At 69.6% G+C, this 17294-nt stretch carries 19 protein-coding genes; 12 read left to right on the forward strand and 7 right to left on the reverse strand.

All coding sequences use genetic code 11. The features are described from left to right. On the forward strand, positions 1-1438 hold a 1438-nt coding region (locus tag ACOJTB_RS08950), incomplete at its 5' end, for a hypothetical protein (RefSeq protein WP_420102178.1). Here the strand turns inward: ACOJTB_RS08950 and ACOJTB_RS08955 are convergent. Then, entirely contained in the window at positions 1439-3604 is a 2166-nt protein-coding gene (locus ACOJTB_RS08955; RefSeq protein WP_420102179.1) for a S9 family peptidase, read from the reverse strand. A gap of 329 nt (positions 3605-3933) precedes the next feature. On the opposite strand from ACOJTB_RS08955, the gene ACOJTB_RS08960 reads away from it, so the two are divergent. From ACOJTB_RS08960 to ACOJTB_RS08970, 3 genes are all read left to right on the forward strand, one after another. Then, positions 3934-4350, forward strand: a complete 417-nt coding sequence (locus tag ACOJTB_RS08960) for a Ros/MucR family transcriptional regulator (protein WP_420102180.1) — start codon at positions 3934-3936, stop codon at positions 4348-4350. A 446-nt stretch (positions 4351-4796) separates the two neighbouring features. Further along, positions 4797-5186: a helix-turn-helix domain-containing protein gene (locus tag ACOJTB_RS08965; protein ID WP_420102181.1), complete on the forward strand. Its 390-nt coding sequence runs from the start codon at positions 4797-4799 to the stop codon at positions 5184-5186. Further along, positions 5183-5962, forward strand: coding sequence for a DUF6456 domain-containing protein (locus tag ACOJTB_RS08970; protein WP_420102182.1), 780 nt, complete (start codon positions 5183-5185; stop codon positions 5960-5962). The genes ACOJTB_RS08965 and ACOJTB_RS08970 overlap by 4 nt, the downstream gene beginning before the upstream one ends. Positions 5963-5974: 12 nt before the next feature. On the opposite strand, the gene ACOJTB_RS08975 is transcribed toward ACOJTB_RS08970, so the two are convergent. Continuing rightward, complete coding sequence (locus tag ACOJTB_RS08975) at positions 5975-6403, reverse strand: SufE family protein (protein WP_420102183.1); 429 nt, start codon at positions 6401-6403, stop codon at positions 5975-5977. A gap of 108 nt (positions 6404-6511) precedes the next feature. After that, positions 6512-6769 carry a hypothetical protein gene (locus tag ACOJTB_RS08980; protein WP_420102184.1) on the reverse strand — a complete coding sequence of 86 codons (258 nt, stop codon included), beginning with the start codon at positions 6767-6769 and terminating at the stop codon, positions 6512-6514. Between the two features lie 322 nt (positions 6770-7091). Here ACOJTB_RS08980 and ACOJTB_RS08985 point away from each other — a divergent pair, with 322 nt between their 5' ends. Genes ACOJTB_RS08985 through ACOJTB_RS08995 form a run of 3 tightly spaced genes read left to right on the forward strand, consistent with a single transcriptional unit; the run spans position 7092 to position 9897 of the window. Then, positions 7092-8891, forward strand: a complete 1800-nt coding sequence (locus tag ACOJTB_RS08985; RefSeq protein WP_420102185.1) for a sensor histidine kinase — start codon at positions 7092-7094, stop codon at positions 8889-8891. A gap of 13 nt (positions 8892-8904) precedes the next feature. Next, positions 8905-9549 (forward strand): hypothetical protein, encoded by a 645-nt coding sequence (locus ACOJTB_RS08990; RefSeq protein ID WP_420102186.1) that lies wholly within the window; start codon positions 8905-8907, stop codon positions 9547-9549. Between the two features lie 12 nt (positions 9550-9561). Beyond that, positions 9562-9897 (forward strand): DUF1491 family protein, encoded by a 336-nt coding sequence (locus ACOJTB_RS08995; protein WP_420102187.1) that lies wholly within the window; start codon positions 9562-9564, stop codon positions 9895-9897. Between the two features lie 45 nt (positions 9898-9942). Here the strand turns inward: ACOJTB_RS08995 and ACOJTB_RS09000 are convergent, their stop codons facing one another. Beyond that, on the reverse strand, positions 9943-11076 hold the full coding sequence (locus ACOJTB_RS09000; protein ID WP_420102188.1) for a DUF2336 domain-containing protein: 1134 nt from the start codon (positions 11074-11076) through the stop codon (positions 9943-9945). Between the two features lie 170 nt (positions 11077-11246). Here ACOJTB_RS09000 and ACOJTB_RS09005 point away from each other — a divergent pair, with 170 nt between their 5' ends. Then, the gene (locus ACOJTB_RS09005; protein WP_420102189.1) at positions 11247-11471 is read left to right on the forward strand and encodes a hypothetical protein; all 225 of its coding nucleotides are present in this window, start codon (positions 11247-11249) and stop codon (positions 11469-11471) included. 59 nt (positions 11472-11530) lie between these two features. After that, the gene (locus ACOJTB_RS09010; RefSeq protein WP_420102190.1) at positions 11531-12283 is read left to right on the forward strand and encodes a hypothetical protein; all 753 of its coding nucleotides are present in this window, start codon (positions 11531-11533) and stop codon (positions 12281-12283) included. A gap of 36 nt (positions 12284-12319) precedes the next feature. Here the strand turns inward: ACOJTB_RS09010 and ACOJTB_RS09015 are convergent, their stop codons facing one another. From ACOJTB_RS09015 to ACOJTB_RS09025, 3 genes are all read right to left on the reverse strand, one after another. Then, on the reverse strand, positions 12320-12931 hold the full coding sequence (locus ACOJTB_RS09015) for a DUF1254 domain-containing protein (RefSeq protein WP_420102191.1): 612 nt from the start codon (positions 12929-12931) through the stop codon (positions 12320-12322). A gap of 5 nt (positions 12932-12936) precedes the next feature. Further along, positions 12937-13503, reverse strand: a complete 567-nt coding sequence (locus tag ACOJTB_RS09020) for a DUF1214 domain-containing protein (protein WP_420102192.1) — start codon at positions 13501-13503, stop codon at positions 12937-12939. Between the two features lie 89 nt (positions 13504-13592). Then, positions 13593-15809 carry a transglycosylase domain-containing protein gene (locus ACOJTB_RS09025; protein ID WP_420102193.1) on the reverse strand — a complete coding sequence of 739 codons (2217 nt, stop codon included), beginning with the start codon at positions 15807-15809 and terminating at the stop codon, positions 13593-13595. Positions 15810-16033: 224 nt separating this feature from the next. Here ACOJTB_RS09025 and ACOJTB_RS09030 point away from each other — a divergent pair, with 224 nt between their 5' ends. The 3 genes from ACOJTB_RS09030 to ACOJTB_RS09040 all read left to right on the forward strand — a co-directional run bounded on the left by ACOJTB_RS09030 (position 16034) and on the right by ACOJTB_RS09040 (position 17258). After that, on the forward strand, positions 16034-16534 hold the full coding sequence (locus ACOJTB_RS09030) for a YcgN family cysteine cluster protein (protein ID WP_420102194.1): 501 nt from the start codon (positions 16034-16036) through the stop codon (positions 16532-16534). A 62-nt stretch (positions 16535-16596) separates the two neighbouring features. Beyond that, positions 16597-16830 (forward strand): AbrB/MazE/SpoVT family DNA-binding domain-containing protein, encoded by a 234-nt coding sequence (locus tag ACOJTB_RS09035; protein ID WP_420102195.1) that lies wholly within the window; start codon positions 16597-16599, stop codon positions 16828-16830. Next, positions 16830-17258: a type II toxin-antitoxin system VapC family toxin gene (locus ACOJTB_RS09040; protein WP_420102196.1), complete on the forward strand. Its 429-nt coding sequence runs from the start codon at positions 16830-16832 to the stop codon at positions 17256-17258. The genes ACOJTB_RS09035 and ACOJTB_RS09040 overlap by 1 nt, the downstream gene beginning before the upstream one ends. Positions 17259-17294: the final 36 nt, after the last annotated feature.

The following is a 17294-nucleotide window of genomic DNA, read 5'->3' on the forward strand; positions in this document are numbered from 1 at the left end:
CTGGCCCTATCTGGTGCTCGAGCGCGGTTTCACCCAGGTCATCATCGGCTCGATCATGGCCACCGCCGGCCTTCTGATGCTCTCGCTCGCCGTCGTGCTGCGCGAAATCCGCGCCATGCGGCGCCAGATCGCCGAAGCCGGTTATTCCGGCAGCTATGCCGAGACCGCGCCCGTCACGACGGAGCCGGTCGCGCCCGACGTCGCAGAAGCTCCCTGGCGCACCGCGCCGCTGTCGGATGCGGCCGCTGGGGCCTCGCAAGGGCGCTCGCTGGGGCCTGCTGTCGTCGGTGTCGGCGCAGCAGGCCTCGCGGCCGGAGCTGTCGCCGCCGCGCTCTCGCAATCGGATCGGGACGAGCCTGCCGAGGGCGACGGCAGCGCCGCCGCGCAGGAAGGGGCCGACCGCGACCTTTTCGGACGCATGGTCGCCGAGCAGGCCCAGCAGGAACCGCCTGACGAGGCCGACGAAGCGGAAGAGCAGCCTGCCGCCCTCGAGGCCGAGACCGGCCCTGCGACGCCCGATCTCTTTGCGCCGGCAACCGAGGAGCCCGAGGCTGCGCCCGAGCATACCTCAATCGCTAGTGTCACGCCGAACCTGTCGGCCTGGGACGAGCCGCGGCCGACCGAGCCCACCGCCGCCTGGCAGCCCACCGACAGCCCCGCCGTCGAACCGCCCGTCGCGGACCGTACCTTCCGCGACGAGGCCCGGCTCTGGCTGCCGGTCGACACGCCCGCGAGCGAGCCCGCTGCGAGCGAGGTCGAAGCCCCGCCGATCGCCATCCGGCCCAAGACGTCGCGATCCATCGCCCCGTCCCTGTCTGACGAGCAGGCGAGCGATGAGCGCGATGACATCGCGCCAACCCAGGGTGGCGAAATCGCACTCCCCGCTGCTGAGGTGACGCCCGTTCCGGATCAGCCCGAGCCGGCTGGCGAGGCCGAGATCGACGAATTCGCCGCGCTGCGCCGCAGCCTGACCGACCAGCTGGGCCCCGGACCGCGCATCGAGCCCTCCGTCTCCACCGATCCCTTCGCGCTGCCCGATGACTGGCTCTCGCCCCGCAGCGGCCGGATCGAGCCCTCCTTCGCGTCGCCGGTCGAGGACGCGACGCCCGTGGCCGCGACCGAGCCGCCGGACACCGCCGAAGCTCCCGGCGCGTCCGAACAGGTTCAGGAGCAGACCGAGGTCGAGGCGCCGGGCGAAGCGCTCGCGCCGGTTTCTGATCCGGGTGAGCCCGAGCCGCCGGAAGCCGAGAGCGCTCCCGAACAGCCCCCGAGCTCGGAGGAGGGCGTGGTCGGCGCCTATCAGGTCGGCGACGCGCATTTCACCATCTATGCCGACGGTTCCATTCGCGCCCGCACGCCGGACGGTGAGTACTCCTTCGGCTCGATGGACGAGCTCAAGGTCTATCTTGCCAGCGAAAAGAGCCGCCTCGGCGTCTGATCAGGCGGCGGGCGCGTCCCAGCCCCCGCCGACCGCCTTGATCGCGAAGGCATAGGCGAGCGCGGTTTCCTTCAGCGAATCGAACCGGCCCGCCGAGCCGGCATGGCCGGCATCCATATTGGTGTGCAGCAGGACCGGCCCGCCCCCCGTCATCGTCGCGCGCAGCCGCGCGACCCATTTCGCCGGCTCCCAATAGGTGACACGCGGATCGGTCAGCCCGGCCATCGCCAGGATCGGCGGATAGGCCTGCGCGGCGACGTTGTCATAGGGCGAATAGCTGCGGATCGTCTCGAAGGCTTGCCGGTCGCGGATCGGATCGCCCCATTCAGGCCATTCCGGCGGGGTCAGAGGCAGGCTCTCGTCGAGGATGGTGTTCAGCACGTCGACGAAGGGCACTTCCGCCACGATCCCGGCGAAGAGCTCCGGCGCCATGTTCGCGACCGCGCCCATCAGCATGCCGCCCGCGCTGCCCCCTTCGGCGACGATGCGGCCGGGAGCCGTGAAGCCGGCCTCGCCCAGGGCCTTCGCTGCAGCGATGAAATCGGTGAAGGTGTTGCGCTTGTTCTCGCGCTTGCCGTCGAGATACCAGCGCCGGCCCTTCTCTGTGCCGCCGCGCACATGGGCGATGGCGTAGACGAAGCCACGATCGACCAGGCTGAGCGGCCGGGTCCGGAATGAGGCCGACATCGCCGAGCCATAGGAGCCATAGCCATAGAGCAGGCAGGGCGCGCTGCCGTCGAGGGGCAGATCCGCCCGGTGCAGGATCGAGACCGGGACCTGCTCGCCATCGGACGCCGTCGCGAAGATGCGGCGGACCTTGTAGGCCGCCGGATCATGGCCGGAGGGCACCTCCTGGCGCTTCAGCAATGTGCGCTCGCCGCTGGCGAGGTCGTAATCATAGGTCTCGGCCGGGCGCGCGAGCGACGCATAGATGAAGCGCAGGGTCCGGGTGCTGAATTCATAGCCCGGCGCGATTCCCAGCCCATAGGCCTCCTCGTCGAATGCGATGCTGCGTTCGGCGCCGTCCGCCAACTCCCGGATCACAATGCGCGGCAGCCCGTCCTCGCGCTCGAGCCTGATCAGCCGTCCCTCCAGGCACAAATGGTCGAGGATCAGCCGGCCGGGCTTGTGCGGCACGAGGTCGCGCCAGCCTTCGGGGGAGGGGGCCGAAAGCGGCGCCGAGACGATCTTGAAGTCCTCGGCGCCCGCCTCGTTGGTCAGGATCAGCAGCTCATCGCCGTGATGCTCCACCTCGTATTGCCGGCCGACCTTGCGCTGCGCGACGAGCATCGGTGCGCTGTCCGGCGTGTCGAGGTCGACGAGCCGGATCTCGGAAGTCTCGTGATCCCCCACCGAAATCAGCAGGAAGCGGCCGGACTGGGTCTGGTCGATATCGACGAACATGCCGGCATCGGCTTCGTCATGCAGCACGCTGTCCTGATCGGCCGAGGTGCCGAGACGGTGGCGCTTCACCTGCGAGGGGCGATGCTCGGCATCGAGCGCGACATAGAAGAAGGATTGCGAATCATTGGCCCAGACGATGTCCCCGGTCGTGTCCCCGACACGGTCGGCGCGGTCCTCGCCGCTCGCCAGGTCGCGCACGCGGATCGTGTAGAGCTCGGAGCCTGCCTCGTCCGCGCTCCAGCCCAGCAGCCGATGGTCCGGGCTGTGGGCGGTGTCGCCGAGATCGAAGAAATCCTTGCCCTCGGCGAGCGCGTCGGCGTCGAGCATGATCTGCTCGCGGCTCTTGCCCTTCGCCCCGTCGCCGAGACGCGGCCTGCGGCAGATCAGTGGATGCTCGCCGCCTTTTCTATAGCGCGAATAGTAGAGCCAAGGCCCGTCGGGCTGAGCAACGCTGGAATCGTCTTCCTTGATGCGGCCGCGCATCTCCTTGACCAAGTCGCGCTGAAGCGCCTTGGTCGAAGCCATCTGAACGTTGCAATAGGCGTTTTCGGCGTCGAGATGGCGGCGGATCTCCTCCGGCAGCGTGTCCGGATCGCGCAGGACCTCGCGCCAGTTTTCCGCGCGCAGCCAGCCATAATCGTCGCGCAGCGTGACGCCATGAACTGTGGTCTCGACCGGCCTGACGGCTGCGATGGGCGCCTCGGCGCTGCGCCCGCGCCCCGTTTTTGCCGTCTCGTCGGCTGCGATCTTGGCGGCTGGCATCGGTCGTTCTCCGGCATCGGGCCGCGCAGAGGTAGGCGCGGGCGTCCCGGCTGGCAAGGGTGCGGCGGGAACGCGCATTGATCTTTTGACAAGAAGGAAATCGCCTTGTGGTTGAACTCGGTTCTATTGATCCAAAGATGGATTGAACGGTTCGGGACCTTGGCTTGCATGACTGCAAAGTATCCATTACACGCTCTTCACACTGATCAACCCCGATGATTCCGATATCGTCAGTGCTCGATGGCGCGGTGGTAAGTTCAGGAGGGGCGCTGGCTGGGAGCAGGTAGCGTTCAGCAGGCCTGAAGCGATAGAGGCAAGGAGAAAAAGATATGGCTGAAGCCGATGGATCGGATTTCATCGAACTGACTGCGGATATCGTGTCCGCCTACGTCTCCAACAATTCTGTTCCGGCCGCTGAACTGCCGGCCCTGATCGCCGAGATTCATGCCGCGCTGAACCGCGTGGTGGGCGGAGTCGCCCCGGTTGCGCCGGTCGAGGCGCCCAAGCCCGCGATCCCGGTCAAGAAGTCGATCACGGCCGATTATCTGATCTGCCTGGAGGACGGAAAGAAGTTCAAGTCGCTCAAGCGCCATCTGCGCACGCAGTACAACATGTCGCCCGAGCAGTACCGCGAGAAGTGGGGCCTGCCGCCGGACTATCCGATGGTAGCGCCGAACTATGCCGAGGCGCGCTCGCAGCTCGCCAAGAAGATGGGCCTGGGCCAGCAGCGCCGCAAGCGTCGTTGAGGCGGATTGCAGCCTCCGTCCGGAGCGCTGCGCTTCTCTCCGGACCAGATACGGGGTGCGACCAGCCCGGCCGCTCCTCATCCCCATCCCGATTTCGAATGAGCCGCCGGTTTCCGGCGGCTTTTTTCATGGCGTCTCGCCAAGGCGACGAGCCTGTCCGTCGAAGCCAGGCCAGCCGCTCCGTCGTGGTCCTGCGGTCTTGCGTCTGGCATCCGAAGGACCGGCTCTTCAAGCCCGGTGTCCATGCACCTCTCGCGATCACCGATCAGCGTGTGCCGAGGCTCGACCCCGCTCTCATCCCAACGCTCTCCACATCTGGGCGATGACGAGGCTGTGCCGCACGCCGCGCCCCCCACCCAGCCGGGCTTGCTTTTCTCCAAATAGGAATATAATCCTTAAACCCAACGGCCAGGCTGCTTGGTCGCGGAAAGAGGAAAGAACAGAGCATGAACAATCCAGAGCCTTGTTCTGGCAGGATGCTGGCGGAGTCCGCATCGCTGCGGCTGGCCGAGCAGGTGATGGCGGCTTCGGCCGGCATCGCGGCCTCACGGCTAAGGGCCGCCCGGCGCGGATGCCTGCCGGTCGCCCGCGCACGGCAGAGGGCGATGTATCTGGCCCATGTCGCCTTCGGCCTCAGCCTGACCCGGGTGGGTCTCGGCTTCGGCCGCGACCGGACGACGGTGCGCCATGCCTGCGCGCGCGTCGAGGACATGCGCGACGACCCACGGGAGGATTTCGGCCTGGGCGTGCTGGAGACGGCGCTGGTCGCGGCGCGGCGCGGTCACCGACGTGCCGTCTCCGAGATCGCCATTGCGGCCGGGGAGGCCAACCGATGAGCGCTGCCTCGACCGAACGCGACCGGCAGCGTCTGCTGGATCACCTCGCCGAGGAGGGTGCATCGGCGCTCGCTTCGCCGCTCGGCTGCGGTCGCATCGCCTTGTTTCGCAAGCGCGGCCCTTCCACTCTCGGCGCCGGCTATGTCGCGGCGGCGGCAGCCGAGGCGCTGGTCGCGGCCGGCGAGCTGGCATGGCGCGGGCAGGGGCCTTCGGCGAGCCTTCACCGCCTCCGCCCCGTTGCCGGATCGCAGCCGCCCGCCGCATCGGCGGACGCCCCGGCCCACAATGATCGCGAAAGCCCGCTGCTCTGGCTCCACCGGCGGCCGGGCAAGGATGGCAGGCCTCAGATCAGCGACGAGGAATTCGCGGCGGGCGAGCGTTTTCGCGCCGATCTCACCCGCGCGCAGATGCTGCCGCGCACGACGATGAACTGGGATGCCGCCGCCGCTCCCGAGGATCGCGCCGCCGGTCCGCGCGACCATGGCGGGGCGTCGGATTCGGCTATCGCCGCGCGCCAGCGCGTCCGGCAGGCCTGCGACCGGCTGGGCCCCGAGCTGTCTGGCGTCGCCATCGATGTCTGCGGGTTTCTGAAGGGGCTCGATCTCGTCGAACGGGAGCGCCACTGGCCGGCGCGTTCGGCCAAGGTGGTCCTGCGGGTCGCGCTGGCCTCGCTCGCCAGCCATTACGGCCTCGACCGCAAGGGCAGGGGCGCCGGCCTCGCCGTTTGGCGTACGCCGGACGCGAGGCCCGGCATCATGCCGCGGGACGGAAGCTGAGCGCTCCGGCGGTCAGGGTCCGGCCGCCTCGCGCGCATCGGCCTTGATGCGCTCGATCATGGCGCGCACCCCGTTGGAGCGCTGCGGCGTGAGATGCGCGGCGAGGCCGAGCGATTGGTAGACCGCGAAGGCGTCCGTGGTCAGAATCTCGCTCGCCGGCCGGCCGGAAAAGATCGCCAGCGCCAGCGCCACCAGCCCGCGCACGATATGGGCATCGCTGTCGCCGCGAAAATGCAGGATGGTCTGCGGACCCGGCCCGCCCTCGGTCTGCTTCTCGATCCAGACCTGGCTGGCGCAGCCGCGCACCTTGTTGGCGTCGCTATGCGCCTCCTCGGGCAGCGTCTCCAGCCCCTTGCCCAGTTCGATCAGATATCGATAGCGGTCGTCCCACTCCTCCAGCAGGTCGAAATTGGCGACGATCTCATCGAGCTTTGCGGTCATGGGCTGCCTTGCGCGCGAATGAGGCCGTCGCGCCGCCGGTCGGCGGGGAGGGCCGTCTTCTCGCGGGCCGGTGGCGCCGTCAAGCGTCGCCGCGGTCGCGCCCCGCTTTCACCGATGCGGCGCGTGGCCGCTCGCCATCGCTGCCCCGCTCAGCAGCCTGTCGCGCAATTGCGGGTCCAGCCCGGCGAGAATTTCGGCCGCTTCGCGGGCGGCACTGACGCTGCCGGTCGCCGCATGCGGCTTGAGGATCGCCGCAGCCTTCTCGATCGCGGCCGAGACCTGGGCTTCCTCGGATTTTCCCGCCATCAGGGGCGAGTTGATCGCGATGAAGCCGATGATCGCGACCTTTCGCAGAAAATGGGCCATGGCCGTCTCCAGGCGCGGCCGCCACCGACCGCTACGCCACTCTACGCGACGATCCGGAAAAATCGCGTGATCCGAACCGATCGTATTCGAGGCAAAGGCTGCGGGCGATCTTCAGCTTCCGTTCACCCTGACGCCAAGATCGCCGGCCGCGGTGAGAGTGGGAGAAGGCCACGCAAGTATCTGACAGATATGATGAAAACGGGATGGGCTCGAACACGGCCCTCCTGTGGCGGCGGCGACTTTAAGGCCGGCTTAAACCCGCGCTGGCGAAATGCCGGTGTGCGGGAGATCACGGCCCGCCAGGTCAGGCGTTGCGTTGGTGATGGCGATTTCGGAACTCAGGACACGGGCAGCGGCACTGGTGCACGCATCGGTGCGAGGCGATGAGCGCCGTGCCTCGGCGCATGAGCGCTTCATCCTGTCGCGGCTGCTGGTCGGCGGCGGGGCGCTGGCGCTGACACCGGCTTTCCTCGCCTGGCGTGGGACGCCGGGACTCTTCGACATCGCGCTCATCGCCGCGGCGGGGCTGCAGCTCATCGCCGTCGTGCTGCTCTCGCGCAGCGCCAGGCTCGATCTGGCCCATCCCCTGTCGTCGGCCGGCATCGGCCTGACCCTCGCTGCGGTGGTCGTGGCGACGGGCGGCATAGCCTCGCCATGGCTCGTCGCTCTCGCCGTGCTGCCGATCGAGGCCGCAGGTTTCGCCGTTCGCGGGCTCGTGCTGCGGGCCGCGCTCGTAGCGGCGCTGACGGCGGTCCTTGTCGCGCTAGGCCAGCGGACCGGCACCCTGCCGGTCGCCGAGCTCGATCCCGCTGCCATGCCCTGGCTGGCGCTGGCGGCTCTGCTCCTCACGCTCGGGGCGCTCGCCGCCATGTTGCGCCAGCGCGAGACCATGCTGGTCGGCACGGGCGATACCGGCACCCGGATGCTGCTCGACCATCTGGGCGAACTCGTCACCTGGCACGATGCTTCCGGCGCCGTGGTCTTCGCCAATGCCGCCGCGCGTAGCCTCGCAGGCGCCGAGCCGCAGGCGCTGCTCGGCCGCGGATTGTTCGAGCGTGTCCACATCGCCGATCGCCCGCTCTTCCTAAAGGCCCTGAGCGACGCCGCTCATGGCGAGGGACACGCTACGGCCTGCTTCCGCACCCTGTTCGTGCCGTCCGCAGAGGCGGGCGCATCGCATCACCCGGTCGCGGTCTGGCTCGAGATGCGCGCCTGCCGCGTCGATCGCTCGCTCGTCCATGAAGGGGCGGCGATCATCTGCGTGATGCGGGACGTCACGGCCCGGCGCGTCGGCGAGGAGGAGCGCGATCGCGGCCATGCCGAGGCGGTGAAGGCCAACGACATCAAGAGCCGTTTCCTGGCGACCGTGAGCCACGAGCTGCGCACGCCGCTCAACGCCATCATCGGCTTTTCCGAGATGCTGAGCGGCGAGGAGGCCCTGCGGCTCGACCCGGCCAAGCGGGCCGAATATGCCGGCATCATCCATTCCTCGGGTCATCATCTGCTGGAGGTGGTGAACACCCTGCTCGATATTTCCAAGATCGAGAGTGGCGCCATGGCGATCGAGCCCGAGCCGGTCGATCTGACCGCGATGGCGCGCGAATGCGCGGCGTTGATGGCGCTGAAGGCCGAGCGTGGCGATGTCCTGGTCGAGACCGTCATCGGCGGCACGATCCCCGGCGTCGAGGCCGATCGTCGGGCCATGAAGCAGGTGGTGCTGAATCTGCTCTCCAATGCGATCAAGTTTACGCCGCCCGGCGGCCGGATCGTGCTCGCTCTGGTGCGGGACGGTGACTGGGTCGATCTGTCGGTCTCCGACACCGGGATCGGCATCGCCCCGGGCGACCTGCCCCGGCTGGGCGATCCCTTCTTCCAGTGCAAGAACGCCTATGACCGCTCGCATGAGGGTACGGGGCTCGGCCTTTCGGTCGTGCGCGGCCTTGTGGGGCTCCATGGCGGCCAGCTCACCGTCGAGAGCGCGCTCGGTGCGGGCACCCGCGTCGGCGTGCGCCTTCCGCTCGCCCAGCCGCAGGCGCAGGCCGAGCCGGCCCGGATCGTGACCTTCGCCCGGGCTCCCCGCCGGAGCCTTGACACCAAAGAACCCCTTCGCCTGACCGCCTGAGACGAGCTCGACGATGTCCGCAACCATGGCTGCCCGCGCCCGCAACGGCGCCTCGCTCTCCGCACCGGTTCGCCGCCCGCAGCAGCAGCCGGCGCGGCGGCGCTCCACACCCTGGATCGCACGGGTGCTGCGCGCGGCCGCCCAGAGCCCGGGCCGCGCCTTGATCTACCTCGCCTTCGGCGCGGCGAGCGTGGCGATCCTCGCCAATGCGCTGATGTTCCAGAGCGCGCGCCACCCGCATCCGATCATGACCGCGCCCCAGAGCGAGGCGGCCCGTGCGCCCGCGGCCCCCCGCCGAGCCGAGACCCTGCCGGCGAGCGAGGCCCCCGCAGCCGCGTCCGCCCCGGCCCAGCCGGGCGTGGCGCCGGTGCTCCCGCCGAGCCGTCCCAGCGCATTGACGCAGACCGAGCGCCAGCCGCAAGGGGAACGCCAGCCTGAGCGGCAGGTTCAGCCAGAGCGCCAGGCCGCCCCGCGCCCGCCCGCCGCCGTCCCGGCCGCCGCCCGCAACCCGGCGCCGGCACCGGCCCCCGCGCCCGTCGCCGCGGCGTCGCGCCCGGCCCAGCCGCGTGATCCGATCGCCGATCTCATCAACGGCGATCTGCGTCCGCCCGCCGATATCGGCCGTGCGCCGGCCCAGCGCCGCGCCTCCACCAACTGAACTCCGGCGCCGATGGCGCGGCTGACCAGCGAATTCTGGGTGTCCGCCTGGCTGCGTCAGGCCGCGCTCGACGGGCTCGTCGCCGTCCTGCGCCGGCGCGGCGCGGCCGAGGCCGGGGCGATCTTCGTCAAGCTCGACCGCCTCGACGGGTCGGCCGCGCTCTATGGCCCGGCGCCGCAGGCGCTCGCCGCCGATGACGGGGTTCGCCGATTCCAGCTTCTGCTCGATGCCGATCCTCTGGCCATCGAGGACCGGGTGGACAAGGAGCGGCGCTTCGACGGCGATCTCTGGTTCGTCGAGATCGAAAACCGGGCCGGGGACCCGCGCCTCGACCTCGCCGAAGGCTGAGGCGCGCAGGCCGCCGCGCGGCGCGATCGCCTTGGCTGCGAGGCGTCAGCCGCGCTCGCGCTGGTCGCCGTGCCTGTCGGGCCGTCCGGACAAGGACGCCGCCGCATCGGGGCGCTGCGCGCCGGCGCGTGCGGGTGTGCCGCTGGGGTCCATCGCGGGCTGATGCTGGCCGCGACGCTGCAGAGCGCCGACGCCGTCGCCTCCCACCATCAGCGCGAGCCGGCGCGCGACGCTGGGCCGGATCGTCCGCATCAGCGCAACCAGCGCGAAGATGCGCTCGACCGAATGAGCCGCCTCGTCGCCGAGTCGGATCAGGAACCGCGTCGCCTCTTCGACCCGTACGCCGGCGCCGATCAGCGCGAGGGCGGCGAGCTCCCGGCTGGCATCGGTGAGCATCGCATCGGCGAGGCCGCCGCCGCCGCCCAGGGTGCGGGCCAGCGCGGCGAAGGCCGACGCGGCGTCGTCGCTGGCGAGCGCCAGCCACTCGCCGAAGCTGGAGGCGGGCAGGGCCGGGCGGCGTTCGCCCGGATGCAGGGCCTCATGCGCCGAGATCGAATCGAGTATAGCGAGCCGCCGTTCCGGCCCCGCGCTGAGGAAGAGCGGGGCCAGCTCCAGATTCGACAGATCGCGCCGTGCGAGGAGCGCGGTGCGATAGGCCGGGCGGCGACGGGCCCGGTGCACCAGCAGGTCGGAAGCGACGCGCGGCAGGGGCGCCTCGCCATTGGCGAGCAGGGAAAGATCCACCGCTTCGATATCGTGCTGCACCAGAAGGGCGCTGGCCACCGGAGTGAGGTCGCGCCGCGCCGCGAGTGCGCAGAGCAGGTCGGCATCGCCGGTTTCGGCATGGCCTTCCAGCTCCTGCGGGTCGAGCGGGAGCCCGTGGCCCAGGAGGGCGCGGAGCACGGCGCCGCCCTTCGCCTTCAGGGCAGCCAGCACCTCCGGCGGGGCATGTCGCCAGGCCGCGAGCTTGCGGGCGAGAATCACCGCCGTCGATTCGTCGAGCGTGGGAATGAGCGCCATCGCCATCTCGGCGAAGGCGGCCAGATCCTGCCGACGCGGATTCGGCGCCGCCAGCAGGAGATCGGCGGTGACGCGCAGCGAAACCTGGCTGAGATCCAGCCCGCCCGTGCGGGCGAGATGGGCCAGATCGGCGAGTTCCTTGGCGGTGCGCGTGGTCATGTCGGGCTCGAAACGGCGATCGAAGGGGCGAGCCGGACATTATCCCCGAGGTTTTAAGGCCGCGTTAACCATGTGCGGGCCTGATGGTCGTCGCGAGCTGGGGCGGGTCGAAAATCTCGGCCCCGCATCCCGCTCAGCTGAGTGTCGGGCGCTGGACAAGGAGGCGCAACATGGCCGTCGTCATCCCCCTCGCGCCTGCACGGCGCTCCCGCAAGACTCCTGCGACGGAGCAGGGCGCAGCGGCGCAGATCCTGTTCTTCACCGGCGTTCGCTATGAGCGGATGCCGGAGCCAGCGCCGCGCGAGGCGGCACCGCGCAAGCGGCCCCGCGGCCCCCTCCAGACATCCGCCGCGACGGCCAAGCCGGGTCGCGGAAAGGCCCGGCAGCCCGCCTGATGCCCGCCCGCCCGGCTCTCAAGCGCCGGAGGCACGCGGCTGCGCGCCTTGCGCCGGCATTGTGTCTGGCACTGGCGCTGGGCGGTTGCCTGTCCACGGATGGCGATCTCGGCCGGCCCAAGCCGACGGTCTGGTCGCAGATCGTTCTGCCAGAGGCCGGTTTCGTCGCGGCGATGGCGCGCGGCGAGGCCGCTTCGCCCTTCCGCTTCACCGACGACGAGGAGCAGCTGCGGGACCGCGCCTGGCGCTTCGTCATGCCCGCGAGCCCGCGCAGCTATTTCCAGAGCGAAGTCGCCAACCTCATTCACACCCGCATCCTGCCGGTGCCGATGCAGTCCGGTGACAATTCGGAATATTTCCGGGCGTTGACGTCGGGCTCCTTCGCCTCGCAGGCCTCCCGCTACAACAAGCTGGCGGAGGACAGCAATGCCGACAGGCTGCTGATCGGCCCCTTCCGCGCCAACGCCTCGCGGGTGGTGGCGATGGACCGGGTGCGCATGCGGACGGCCGATTCGTCGCCGGATGTCGCCACCGACAAGCGCGAACCGGCGATGGCGCGTGTGATCGAGAACGAGGGCCTGATTCTCTGGGTCTGCGAACGGCTCGATTTCCGCGTTCGCGGCTATCGCTACGCTCTGGCGAATCTCGTCGTCGAGATGCCCTCGCGCGAAGCGATCCGCGCCGAGCGCGCGATCATGGCGCTGGAGGCCGAGGCCGGGCCGCTCTGCAGGATGCCGCTCAACGGCGCGTTCCGGGGCGAAACCGGGGCACCCGCCGCTCCCCCCCAGCCGCCCGTGGTCTCGAAGGGCTGAGGCAGGGGCTGGCCTGACGCGCTGGACTCCCCGCCGCTATCCCGCCACGCCGCACTGCACGCCGGTCGCCAGCGCTTCGGCGTCGAACCGGTCGGAAGCCTGCTTGGCGAGGACGCGCACGACGACCAGCCCCAGCGGCCGGTCGACGACGACGCGCAGCTCCCTGCTGCTTTCGCCATCCTCCTCCTGCGCCAGCCGCTCGTCGTTCTGCGCCTCGGTGAGGATCTGGAATTCCAGCATGCCCCGGATGGCCGCCCGGTCGGTGATGGCATAGAGCACGCCGCCGCCGCTGCCATGGAGGGTGATCGCGAGCGGGAGTGTGCCGGTGCGCGCCGCCACGCGCAGGGGGCCGGCCGCCAGATCATAGGCGCAGACGGCCGTCGCGACATGGCGGTCGGCCTCGTGCAGGGGAGCGAGCGCGCCGCCGGCCTCCTGCGGCAGCAATTCGGCATGCCCCTGCTGGCCGAGCCCGCGATAGGCGTGCGCCGCGTCCCGACCGGCGAACTCCGGCACGAGCAGCACCGCGACGATATGGACGATGCCCGCCAGCACCAGCCCGGCGGCGGTCAGCAGAGCAAGGCGAAGCGCCCGCGCGCGCAGGCGCTGCCAAACAGGCGCAGCGACGCCGCTGCCGATCCGGGGCGTCACCGCACTCACCGGCAATCGCTGCGCTGGATGCGCGGCAGATTGGCAGGGCGCGTTTCACCCGTCTGGCTGGAGACCGGCGTGTCGTAGAGCCTCAGCCAGAGCTGGAAGCGTCCGGCGGAGGGCAGGGGCAACCAGTTGCCGGCCTGGGGGGAAAAGGCGGCGGTGATCGCCATCTGTCCATCTTCCCCGCGGATGATCTCGGCGTCCGAGAAGCTCGTCCGCTCCGGCCCCGGCCGGAAGGGGCTGCCGGCTGGGTCGATCGCGGCCAGCGTCCAGCCGCGCGCCGCGGGGGTGACGCCGCTGATCGTATAGCGGCAGCGGGCATCGAGCGGCGCGCCGTCGTCGCTGGTCTCGGCGATGAGCTCCAGCCCTTCGCCGGCGCCGAGCGGCAGATGCACGCCGCGGGCGAGGTAGCCCTGGAGATAGGGGTCGATATCGCGCGTTCCGCCGGCCGGCCACGCCGCCCAGGGCCCGGCCTCGACCTTTCCGATCGCGGGACGGGCCGACACCGCCCATTGCGCCGAGCCCAGCCCCAGCCCTGCTCCCAGGGCCAGAACATAGGCGAGTTCCACGATCCGCACCGGTATCCGACCCTTGCCGTCCTTCGCCCGCTTCGCCAGCGGCGCGCGAGTTGAGCCGCGAGCCCCGGCCGCGTCAACCGTCAGCGCAGCCGCGTCTCGCCGCCGCTGATCTCGCGGATGCCGACCTGCAGCGGCCGCGCCCCCGCCCGCGCCGGCTCGACCTGCCGGAACAGCGAGCCGACGGCCGATAGAGCCTCGAAGGATTGCCGCGGCATCGGCCCTGCCGATGCGCCGCGCGCGGCCATCGCCGGCGCCGTGCCTGCCGCCGCCGCGACGTTCGCGGCCTTGGGGTCGGCGGGAACGCCTGGGATCGGCTTCAGCTCGAGCCCCTGATGGGCGAACTGCATGATCTCCTTGAAGGTCATGGCCGGGAGCGAGCCGCCGGTGAGATTGGCGGTCTCGGCGGTGTCGTCATTGCCGAACCACACCGCCTCGACGAGATTGCCGGTATAGCCGACATACCAGGCATCCTTGTAGCCGTTGGTCGTGCCGCTCTTGCCTGCGCCGACGATGCCGTCCAGCGCGGCGCGTCTGCCGGTGCCCTCGGTCGGCACCTTGGCGAGCATGAAGTTCATGTCCTGCACCACCTGGGTGCTCAGCACCTGCTGCGGTTCGGGCTCGTCGCGGCCGTGATTGTAGATGAGCTCTCCCTGCGAGTTCAGAATGTCGATGGCCGCATAGGGCTTGGCGCGCTTGCCGCCATTGGCGAAGACGGCATAGCCGGCGGCCTGATCGATCACCGTGACCTCGGCGGCACCGATCGGCAGGGAGACGGTGTCGGTCAGCGGCGAGGTCAGGCCCATCGCGCGGGCGGTGGCGACGATCCTCTTGCGGCCCAGCAGGGCCGCGCGGGCCTCATGCGTGTCGCCGGCGGCCTTGCCGATCGCGATCGACATCTGCACCGGGATCGTGTTGATCGACTTCGCCATCGCCACATAGAGCGGCATCGCCCCGGCATAGGAGCGACCGTAATTGTTGGGGCACCAGTTGCCGATGCAGACCGGTCGGTCGCTGACGATGGTATTGGGGCGGTAGAGGCCCGCCGAGAGTGCCGCCGCATAGACATAAGGTTTGAAGGAGGAGCCCGGCTGGCGCAGGCTCGCCGTCGCCCGGTTGAACTGGCTCGCCCCGTAATCGCGCCCGCCGACGATGGCGCGCACCGCTCCGTCCGGATCCATCACCACTGTGGCCGCCTGCTTGACGCGGTAGGACGGCCCGTGCTGCCGCAGAATGGTTTCGATCGCCTCGTCGGCCCTCTGCTGGATGGGGCCGTCATGGGCAGTCTTGACGGTCAGCACCCGGTCGGCGCCGAGCTTGCCGGCCTCGGCCAGCTCCTTCACCTGCTCGAAGGCCCAGTCGAGGTAATAGTCCGGGCTGAGATCGCGCTTGCGGTCGATCGGCGTCGCGGGGTTGCGCCGGGCGCCGTCGACCTGGCCGGCGGTCATGAAGCCGGCATCGACCATGGCGCTGAGCACATCGCTGGCCCGGGCGCGGGCCGCGGGCAGGTTGACGTGAGGAGCATATTTTGTCGGCGCCTTGAACAGCCCGGCCAGCATCGCCGCCTCGGCGAGCGAGACGTCCTTCACCGACTTGCCGAAATAGTACTCGGCCGCCGCGGCCGCGCCGAAGGTGCCGCCGCCCATATAAGCGCGGTCGAGATAGAGCTTCAGGATCTCGTTCTTGCTGAGGCGGTATTCCAGCCACAGCGCCAGGAACGCTTCCTTGATCTTGCGGTCGATCGAGCGCTCATTGCTGAGGAACAGGTTCTTGGCGAGCTGCTGCGTCAGCGAGGAGCCGCCCTGCACGACGCCGGAGGCGCGGGCATTGACCGTCACCGCCCGCAGCGTCCCGATCACGTCGATGCCGAAATGATCGTAGAAGCGCCGGTCTTCCGTCGCCAGCACGGCCTTCAGCAGATGGTCCGGCATGTCCTCGAGCTTGAGGGAATCGTCGTGCCGCGCCCCGCGATGGCCGATCGGATTGCCGTAGCGGTCGAGGAAGGTGACAGCGAAGACCTGGCTCTTCAGCGCCTCCTCATTGCCGATGCGGAAAGCCGGCAGCGCCAGCATCAGGACGAAGACCGCGCCGACGATGCCGATATTGAGCCCCTCGCTGGCGAGTTCCGCCAGGAGCCGCCTGCCGCCCGTCACCGTCAGCCGATCGGTGTGGCTGCGCAGCCGCTCATAGATCTCGCCGCCGCGCCGGGCCGCGCTCCACAGGCCGGCGTCGAGACGCGAGTCCGCTGCGAGCGCAAAGCGCTTCAGCCGCGTCTTCCAGCCAGCCTTCCTGAATTCCATGGCCCGCCTGGTCTTCCGCTTGTCCGGCGCCGCCGTCCCGGAGGCGGCATGGCGACGACGATCACATAATCACGTCCCCCTGTCCCGGGTAAGGGCAGCATGCGACGATTTCCTTGCCGCCAGCACGCGCCGCGCCAAATCATCTGTTCCGCTCTGGCACAGCCATCGCATGCGTGCCGAGGCGCACACTTCCCTCACGGGCCGGAGCGGCGCATAAGGCGGCCATGAGCGACGAAAAGCCAGCCCAGGCACCCTTCTGGCGGACGACAGCGCTGGAAGAGATGGACCGGACGCAGTGGGAATCCCTCTGCGACGGCTGCGGCCGCTGCTGCCTGGTCAAGCTCGAGGACGAGGACACCGGCCGCCTCTACGCCACCGATATCGGCTGCCGGCTGTTCGATGCCGGCACCTGCCGCTGCCGCGACTACCCCAACCGTTCGCAGGTCGTCACCGATTGCGTGACGCTGACGCCGGAAGACGTGCGCACGCTGCCCTGGCTGCCGCCGACCTGCGCCTATCGCCTCGTCGCCGAGGGCACGGATCTGCCCTGGTGGCATCCTCTGGTCTCCGGCGATCCTGAAACCGTCGTCCGGGCCGGCGTCTCGGTGCGCGGGCGGGTGCATGCCAACGAGGACGAGGTTCCCGACGAAACGGTGCCGGAGCGGATCGTCGCCTGGCCGCTGCGCTGGCCGAGAGGCGCGCGGCCGCGGCGGAAGGCGCCCTGAGCGACGCTTGCCGGTCGCGCCGCCATTTCTTACATTGCAAAGTAAGACATGGGAGCCGCTCCATGAAGATCACGTCGAAGGGTCAGGTCACGATTCCCGCCGCCCTGCGCGAGCGGGCGGGATTGATGCCCGAGACGGAGGTCGAATTCGAGTTCGACGGCGGCGCCGTCCGCATTCGACCGGCCGCGCAGGCAAAAATGGGTGGGCGCGGAACGAGGCTGATTTCGGTGATGCGCGGGCGTGGCGATATCGCGATGACCACCGAGCAGATCATGGCGCTCACGCGCGGCGAATGATGCCGAGCGTCCTCGTCGACAGCAATGTCCTTCTGGACGTGATGACCGAAGATGCGGTGTGGTTCTCGTGGTCGGCCGAGCGTCTTGCCGCGATAGCAGACCGCAGCAGGCTCGTGATCAATCCTGTCATCTATGCCGAAGTGTCCGTGCGCTATTCGCGGATCGAGGATTTGGATGAGGCCTTGCCGACATCATTGATCGCGCGGGAGCCGATCCCCTTTGCGGCGGCATTTTTGGCGGGCAAATCCTTTGAGGCTTATCGCCGTCGTGGCGGGGAGAGGCGGTCGCCCCTTCCGGACTTCTTCATCGGCGCGCATGCCGCCGTGGCTGGGTATCGTCTGCTGACACGGGACACTGCCCGCTATCGCACCTATTTTCCGAAGATCGAGCTGATTTCGCCCGAACAGGATGCCCATGGTCGGCGCTGACCCCCTCATTGATTGTTCAGCCGGTTTTGGGCATGA

The sequence above is a fragment of the Allobosea sp. genome, from assembly GCF_048595345.1.
Taxonomy (GTDB): Bacteria; Pseudomonadota; Alphaproteobacteria; order Rhizobiales; family Beijerinckiaceae; genus Allobosea.